We start from the raw sequence: 7882 nt of genomic DNA on the forward strand, positions 1-7882 counted from the left end.
TTAATTGCTGTATTGCGCACCGCAACAACCGTCGTCCGCCTCACCCCCGTGATGTCGATTCCGGTGCCAGATCCCGCCAACCGGAGCCCCACCCCGATGACCCGCAAGACCAGCCTGATCGCCGCCGCCGTCGCTGTCGCACTCGGTGGCTCTACGTTCGCCGCCGCTGCCCAGCAGGCCGGCAGCGCCGCCAACACCCTCGATACGGTGATCGTCACCGGTACCCGCGTGGCCGACCGCACGGTCGCCGAATCGCAGTCGCCGATCGACATCATCACCCCGGAAATCCTGCAGTCCACCGGTACCAGCGAACTGGCCACCGCGCTGTCGCGCGCCCTGCCCTCGCTGAACTTCCCGCGCCCGGCCCTGACCGACGGCACCAGCGGCGTGCGTCCGGCGCAGCTGCGCGGCCTGTCGCCGGACCAGGTGCTGGTGCTGGTGAACGGCAAGCGCCAGCACACCTCGGCGATGATCAACGTCAACGGCAGCATCGGCCGCGGCTCCTCGGCGGTGGACATCAACGCCATCCCGATCGCCGCCATCGAGCGGGTGGAAGTGCTGCGCGACGGCGCCTCGGCACAGTACGGCTCCGATGCCATCGCCGGCGTCATCAACATCGTGCTCAAGGGCAGCGGCAGTGGCGGCAGCCTGGCCGTGGACTACGGCCAGTACTCGGCCGGTGACGGCAACAAGTACCAGCTTTCCGGCGATACCGGCGTGGAGTTCGGCAACGGCCGCGGCCGCGTGCATGTGGCCGGCCAGATCAGCCAGCAGGACGAAAGCAACCGCGCCGGCCCCTACCAGGGCACCACGCCGAACACCGGCAACTACCCGTCCATCGGCCAGACCACCTTCATCGTCGGCGACCCGCGCGTGGATGCCACTGCGGCCTCGGTCAACGCCAGCTTCGATTTCAGCGACCACGTGACCGGCTACGCCAGCGCGCTGCTCAGCAACCGCGACATCACCTCGTTCGCGTTCTACCGTTCGCGCAACCACAGCTCGCAGACCGCCCTGCTGGCGCAGATCTACCCGGACGGCTACGTGCCGCAGATCAACCAGTATTCCAAGGACCGTTCGCTGGTGGCCGGCGTCAAAGGCAACACCGACAACGGCTGGACCTGGGACCTGAGCCTGAACCACGGCGAGAACACCCTGGACTTCCACACCCGCAACAGCATCAACTACAGCCTGGGCGTGGACAGCCCCCGTTCGTTCTACGACGGCACGCTGAAGTACCAGCAGGACATCTTCAACGCCGACCTCACCAAGTCGCTGGACTGGGGCCTGGCCTATCCGGTCACGCTGTCCTTCGGTGGTGAATACCGCAAGGAAAAGTGGGACCAGAACCCGGGCGAACTGAACTCGTACACCGGCACCGGTGCACAGGGCTTCGCCGGCTTCACCCCCACCAATGAGGTGCACGCCGACCGCCACAACTACGCGGTCTATGCCGGCCTGGAAGCCGACCTGACCGAGAAGTTCTCCGCCGGCGTGACCGGCCGCTACGAGGACTACTCGGACTTCGGTGACCGCTTCTCCGGCAAGCTGTCGGCGCGCTATGCCTTCACCGACAAGGTCGCGCTGCGTGCCACCGCTTCCAGCGGTTTCCGCGCCCCGTCGCTGGCCCAGCAGGGCTACCAGGCGGTGACCAGCCAGTTCCTCAACGGCGTGTTCGTCGAACGCGGCACCTTCCCCACCACCAGCGCCGCCGCGCAGGCACTGGGCGCTTCGCCGCTGAAGGCTGAAACCTCCACGTCCTACAGCCTGGGCCTGGTGCTGCAGCCGGTAGACCGCCTGTACGTCACCGTCGATGCCTACCAGATCGACATCGACAACCGCATCGCGCTGTCGTCCAGCATCACCACCAACGCCGCCACCAGCGCACTGCTGGGCACCCTGGGCCTGCCGCAGGTGACGGCGTTCTCGTACTTCACCAACGGCCTGGATACCCGCACCCGTGGCGTCGACTTCGTGTCCAGCTACACCGTGCCGTTTGCCGCCAGCAGCCTGGAACTGACCGCGGCCTACAGCTACAACGACACCAAGGTGCAGCGCGTGGGCGGCACCCCGGCCGTGTTCAGCACGCTGGGCCTGACCCAGTCGCTGATCGGCCGTGATGAGATCGGCCGCATCGAGGACAGCTACCCGCGCGACAAGACCGTGTTGAGCGGCACCTGGCGTTCGGACCACTGGGAACTGGGCCTGGCCGCCACCCGCTACGGCGAATTCACCGTGCGCAACTCGGCCACCGCCCTGCGCGACCAGACCTACGGCGACAAGTGGGTGCTGGATGCATCGGTGAGCTACAAGCCGAGCAGCAACTGGACCCTGACCGTGGGTGCGGACAACCTGCTGGACGAGTACCCCGACCGCACCGAAGACCTGCAGAACTCGACCTTCGGCATGCTGCCCTACAGCAACTACTCGCCGTTCGGCTTCAACGGCGCCTACGTCTACGGCCGCATCAAGTACAACTGGTAAGCGGTAGTGCCGGCCGCTGGCCGGCAGACCCGGGCCCTGGTGGGGTCAGAGCCTTCTCCTGCGGGAAAAGGGATCTGACCCCATTCTCGTTTCCGGTTTGCCGTATGTGGCCGCATCGGTGAAAATCGGGGCATCCCCCCGATTGCCTGCGAGTGCCGATGCACCATGACACCGACCTGATCAACATCGTGGCCGTTGGCCTGGGGCTCGCCTTCATCTTCGGCGCGCTGGCCAACAAGCTGCGCTTGTCTCCTCTGGTCGGGTACCTGGTGGCTGGCATCTGCGTCGGCCCGTTCACCCCCGGCTTCGTGGCCGACCAGGCGCTGGCCAACCAGCTGGCCGAACTGGGCGTGATGCTGCTGATGTTCGGCGTCGGCCTGCACTTCTCGCTGAAGGACCTGATGGCGGTGAAGGCCATCGCCATTCCCGGTGCCATCGGCCAGATCGCGGTGGCCACCCTGCTGGGCTGGGCGGTGGCGTGGCTGATGGGCTGGCCTGCGCTGCACGGGGTCATCTTCGGTTTCTCGCTGGCCACGGCCAGTACCGTGGTGCTGCTGCGGGCGATGGAAGAGCGTCGCCTGCTGGAAACCATGCGCGGCAAGATCGCGGTGGGCTGGCTGATCGTCGAGGACCTGGCCTGCGTCCTGGCACTGGTGATGATGCCGGTGCTGGCCGGTGTGTTCGGCCCGGACGCATCCAAGCAAACCCATTCCGTGGGCAGCGTGCTGGCCGACATCGGCTGGACCTTCGTGCAGCTGGGCCTGTTCGTGGCGGTGATGCTGGTGGTCGGCCGCCGGGTCATTCCGTGGATCCTGGAGCGCATCGCCGGTACCGGTTCGCGCGAGCTGTTCACCCTCTCGGTGCTGGCCATCGCGCTGGGCGTGGCGTTCGGCTCGGCCATGCTGTTCGGCGTGTCCTTCGCGCTGGGCGCATTCTTCGCCGGCATGCTGCTCAACGAATCCGAACTGAGCCACAAGGCGGCGCATGATTCGCTGCCGCTGCGCGATGCGTTCGCGGTGCTGTTCTTCGTCTCGGTGGGCATGCTGTTCGACCCCAACATCATCGTGCAGCACCCCTGGCAGGTGCTGGCGACGGTGGCGATCATCATGTTCGGCAAGTCGGCCGCGGCGTTCTTCATCGTGCGCGCCTTCGGCCACCCCACAAGCACCGCGCTGACCATCTCGGCCAGCCTGGCGCAGATCGGCGAGTTCGCCTTCATCATCGCCGGCCTGGGTGTGGCCCTGCAGATCCTGCCCAAGGAAGGCCAGTCGCTGGTGCTGGCCGGTGCGCTGGTGTCGATCATGCTCAACCCGCTGGTGTTCGGCCTGCTGGACCGCTGGCAGGCCAAGCAGGAGCAGTCGCCGCAGGCGGCCGAACCGGAAGAGGCCACCGGCCCCTCGCGCGACCTGCACGACCACGCCATCGTCATCGGCTACGGCCGCGTCGGCAGCGAGCTGGCCCAGGTGCTGCGCGATCGTGGCGTGCCGGTGCTGGTGATCGACGACAACAAGGAACATGTCGAGCAGGCGCACGCCAGGGGGCTGGCGGCCATCCGCGGCAGTGCCGCCGCTGACCGGGTGCTGGCCGAGGCCCATCCGGAACGGGCGAAGATCGCGGTGCTGGCCATTCCGCAGCCGCTGGAAGCCGGTGAGGCGCTGGCCAAGCTGCGCGCGATCAACCCGGAACTGACCCTGCTGGCGCGCGCGCACAGCGATGCGGAAGTGAAGCATCTGCTGGAGCACGGTGCCGATGGCACGGTGATGGCCGAGCGCGAACTGGCCTATTCGCTGGCGGAGATGATCATGTCGACGCCGCCGTACCGGAACCTGGGGCAGCACAGCATCCCGGTGGTGTGAGGGGTGTCCGCGGGATCGGATCCCGTTGCTGTACAACGGGCTCTGACCCCATGCTGACGGTCTGATGGGGTCGGATCCGTCCGCACACAAAAAAAATCCCCGGCGGGCCCGCACCCGTCGGGGATCTGTACTGCTGGGGATTGCCAGTTCTTCCACGCCTTGGAGAGGCAGTTCCACCGTAGCGCATCCTGCGCTGCGTGGTGATCGCCGCTGGCGATGACAACCAAGCCGCTGGCTATCAGGCGGCGGCCAGGGCCTGCTCCAGATCGGCGCGCAGATCGTCGATGTGCTCGATGCCGATCGACAGGCGCACGGTGTCCTCGCTGACACCGGCACGCGCCAGTTCTTCGGCATTCAACTGGCGGTGCGTGGTCGAGGCCGGATGCGTGGCCAGCGACTTCGCATCGCCCAGGTTGACCAGCCGGGTGAACAGCTTCAGCGAATCCAGGAAACGCGCCCCTGCCTCGCGACCTCCGGGCAGACCAAAGGTCAGCACGCCCGAGCCATGCCCGCCCAGATAGCGCCGGGCAGCAGCATGTTCGGGATCTTCAGCCAGGCCTGCATAGCGGACCCAGGCCACCTTGGCGTGCGCCTGCAGGTACTGCGCCACGGCCAGCGCATTGGCGTTGATCCGCTCCATGCGCAGGGCCAGGGTTTCGATGCCCTGCAGGATCAGGAAGGCGTTGAACGGCGACAGCGCCGCGCCGGTGTTGCGCAGCGGCACCACCCGCGCGCGGCCGATATAAGCTGCCGGCCCCAGCGCTTCGGTGTAGACCACGCCGTGGTAGCTGGGATCCGGTTCGTTGAGGCGGGCAAAGCGCGTGCGCTGCGCGGCCCAGTCGAAGCGCCCCGAATCGATGATCGCGCCCCCCAGGCTGGTGCCGTGGCCGCCCAGGTACTTGGTCAGCGAATGCACCACGATGTCGGCGCCGTGCTCGAACGGGCGCAGCAGGAAGGGCGTGGCCACGGTGTTGTCGACGATCAGCGGCACGCCGGCGGCATGCGCCACCTCGGCGATGGCGGCGATGTCGGTGACATTCCCGCGCGGGTTGCCGATGGACTCGACGAACACGGCCTTGGTGCGTTCGTCGATGAGCGCAGCGAACGCAGCAGGGTCCGCCGGATCGGCGAAGCGCGCGGTGATGCCGGACTGCGGCAGCGTATGTGCCAGCAGATTGAGGCTGCCGCCATACAGCGCGCTGGCGGCCACGATGTTGTCGCCGGCCTCGGCGATGGTCTGGATGGCATAGGTGATCGCCGCCTGGCCTGAAGCCAGCGCCAGCGCACCGATACCGCCTTCCAGCGCGGCCAGGCGCTGTTCCAGCACGTCGGTGGTGGGGTTCATGATGCGGGTGTAGATGTTGCCCGGCACCTTCAGGTCGAACAGGTCCGCGCCATGCTGGGTGTCATCGAAGGCGTAGGCCACGGTCTGGTAGATCGGCACCGCCACTGCACGCGTGGTCGGGTCGGGCCGGTAGCCGCCGTGCACGGCCAGGGTTTCCAGTTGCCACTGCGGGTCGCTCATTGCACCTGACTCCATCCGGGAAACGGCCACCATAGGGCAGCCGTCCGGCGGTGCTGAACGCGTGTGGTGATGACGTCCGTACCCGTGGTTATCAGGGCGCTGCCGGTACGCAGTCCGGCGCTTTGCCGTTGCCGCAGAGGGTGACCCCGCGCAGCCATCTGACCCAGGTCACCACATCGGCCTCCGCCGGCTCGGCGCGAAAGGACTTCTGCACGGTGTGGAATCCCTGCAGGCCCTGGATACCCTTGATCCAGGTGAATTCCGGCTTGCCCGTACCCGGGTTGCGCGGGCACCCCAACATCAGCACCGCCACCGGGCGGCCTCCCTCCTCGCCTTCTCCCAGCCAGTTGGCCTGCGTATCCGGGCAGGCCATGCGCCAGCCTGCTTCGATGATGCCGAGGAATTCGCGGGGCGTGGCGGCGGCGGAACCGGGGGCGCTGTTGACGGTGACCATGTCGGTCCAGTCCTTCACGGTCTGGCCTTCAGGCACGTACTCGGAGATGTCGCCGGAGCCCGGATCAGACGCCTCAAAGGCTTTGACGTAGCCATCGAACCTGGGCATCAACACCTGTTCGCTGGCCGCCATCGCGGTGGCGGAGATCAGGCTAGTGGCCAGTGCGAAACACAACGGGGCAGTGCGGAACATCTTCATGGAACTCCTTCTCCTGATAAGCATGGCGTCATGTCAGACGACCCCTGCCTGACAGGCGAACAGCATTACGCCGATTATCCGCACCGCGCCAGCAGTATTTCCCCGCATCGAGATCGTGGCCACTGCAGACAGGGAGCAGAACCGCCCCACATATGCATACGTTGCGGTCGCGAAGAGGCTCGACCGAGGCGAATACGACATCGGCTGAGTTGGTTGCGATCGCGCCACTGACGCATTTGACCGACAGGTATTGGCGCTTGGATCCGAGCCAAGACTTAATCATGTGATTTCCATCACAGAATCCTGATTAGGGCCTTGTCGATTTGATAGCCATCCATCCCCAGCCGTATTGTGGAGACATTCAAGGATGCTGGACCGGTTGATGATGGAACTCGACGGACATCGAATCAGCGCACGTGTTGCCTGCCGCGCGCTCTGCCCTCTACTCCTGGCATCACTGCCGCTGCTGACCGCGTGTGGGAGCAAAGAGCGCACGCCGCCGCCGTATGAGGCCAACCCTTCGCCGAAGGAGGCGTATGAAGTGGTGGTCACTACGCATGATGCGCCGGAGGATATTTACCCAGCAGGTGCGTACGTAACCTATAAGATCACAAATGATTGCCTGCCTCCCATCGACAACTTCGAAGGTGTCCGTTATGGCATCGACAAGCACTCACTCGATATTCCGCTGAAGAAAATCAATCCAACCACCTAAAAAGGAACATACTTCCGCGACGGCATCCTCAATCTCGACTACTACGGGAGAGGCCCCTGCGACTGGGAAATAGTCCTCGTCGGCGCAGCACTGAAAACGAACGCCACCCGACCTGCGACGTACTTCACGATCTCGACCACCGTGAACGCCGGGACCGAGACAAGATATTCAAGCAAGAACATCCAGCCATTGGCCATTGATGGCAGCGCATCCCCGGCAGACAGCATTCCGACGTCGAGATTCGGCAGGACCGTCCCTGAAGCTCAACGCAGCAAGTACTTCTCTTACAAGATCGCCATAAGCGCCAAGGAAGGAATGAAATGAGCAAGAACGCCAGTGCCGACCTGTCAGACGCAACATATTTGCCGCCTCAGTTCGAACGCAATGGAGCCCCTAAAGAAATCGAGGCTGGCGGAGAGAAATTTGTTGCCGTCAAACACGTGGACATGCCCAGCGGCTACCAAGGCACAATCTACAAAAACGTGGAAACCGGCGATTACGTCGTCGCCCATCGCGGCACCGAGTTTGACCGCCAGCCGCTGACGGACGGCGCCATCGACCTCGGGATGGTCACCACCCGCTTCAATGGCCAGCTCAAGGACGCGTTGGAACTCACGCGGGAGGCAAAGGAGATGGCTGATCGCGAAGGC

The 7882-nt window shown here is 65.2% G+C and carries 5 protein-coding genes and 1 pseudogene; 4 read left to right on the forward strand and 2 right to left on the reverse strand.

Going from position 1 to position 7882, the window contains the following annotated elements:
* Window positions 1-96: 96 nt before the first annotated feature.
* Entirely contained in the window at window positions 97-2484 is a 2388-nt protein-coding gene (locus tag VER16_RS11425) for a TonB-dependent receptor (protein ID WP_324808212.1), read from the forward strand.
* Between the two features lie 158 nt (window positions 2485-2642).
* Entirely contained in the window at window positions 2643-4340 is a 1698-nt protein-coding gene (ybaL, locus tag VER16_RS11430; RefSeq protein ID WP_324808213.1) for a YbaL family putative K(+) efflux transporter, read from the forward strand.
* Window positions 4341-4578: 238 nt separating this feature from the next.
* On the opposite strand, the gene VER16_RS11435 is transcribed toward ybaL, so the two are convergent.
* Window positions 4579-5865, reverse strand: a complete 1287-nt coding sequence (locus VER16_RS11435) for an O-acetylhomoserine aminocarboxypropyltransferase/cysteine synthase family protein (protein ID WP_324808215.1) — start codon at window positions 5863-5865, stop codon at window positions 4579-4581.
* Window positions 5866-5956: 91 nt separating this feature from the next.
* Window positions 5957-6517 (reverse strand): hypothetical protein, encoded by a 561-nt coding sequence (locus tag VER16_RS11440; protein ID WP_324808217.1) that lies wholly within the window; start codon window positions 6515-6517, stop codon window positions 5957-5959.
* Between the two features lie 382 nt (window positions 6518-6899).
* On the opposite strand from VER16_RS11440, the gene VER16_RS11445 reads away from it, so the two are divergent.
* On the forward strand, window positions 6900-7232 hold the full coding sequence (locus tag VER16_RS11445; RefSeq protein ID WP_324808219.1) for a hypothetical protein: 333 nt from the start codon (window positions 6900-6902) through the stop codon (window positions 7230-7232).
* 320 nt (window positions 7233-7552) lie between these two features.
* Window positions 7553-7882, forward strand: a pseudogene (locus VER16_RS11450) (hemolysin); the annotation flags it as partial.

It is taken from the genome of Stenotrophomonas sp. (assembly GCF_035634915.1).
In the GTDB taxonomy this organism is placed as follows: Bacteria; Pseudomonadota; Gammaproteobacteria; order Xanthomonadales; family Xanthomonadaceae; genus Stenotrophomonas.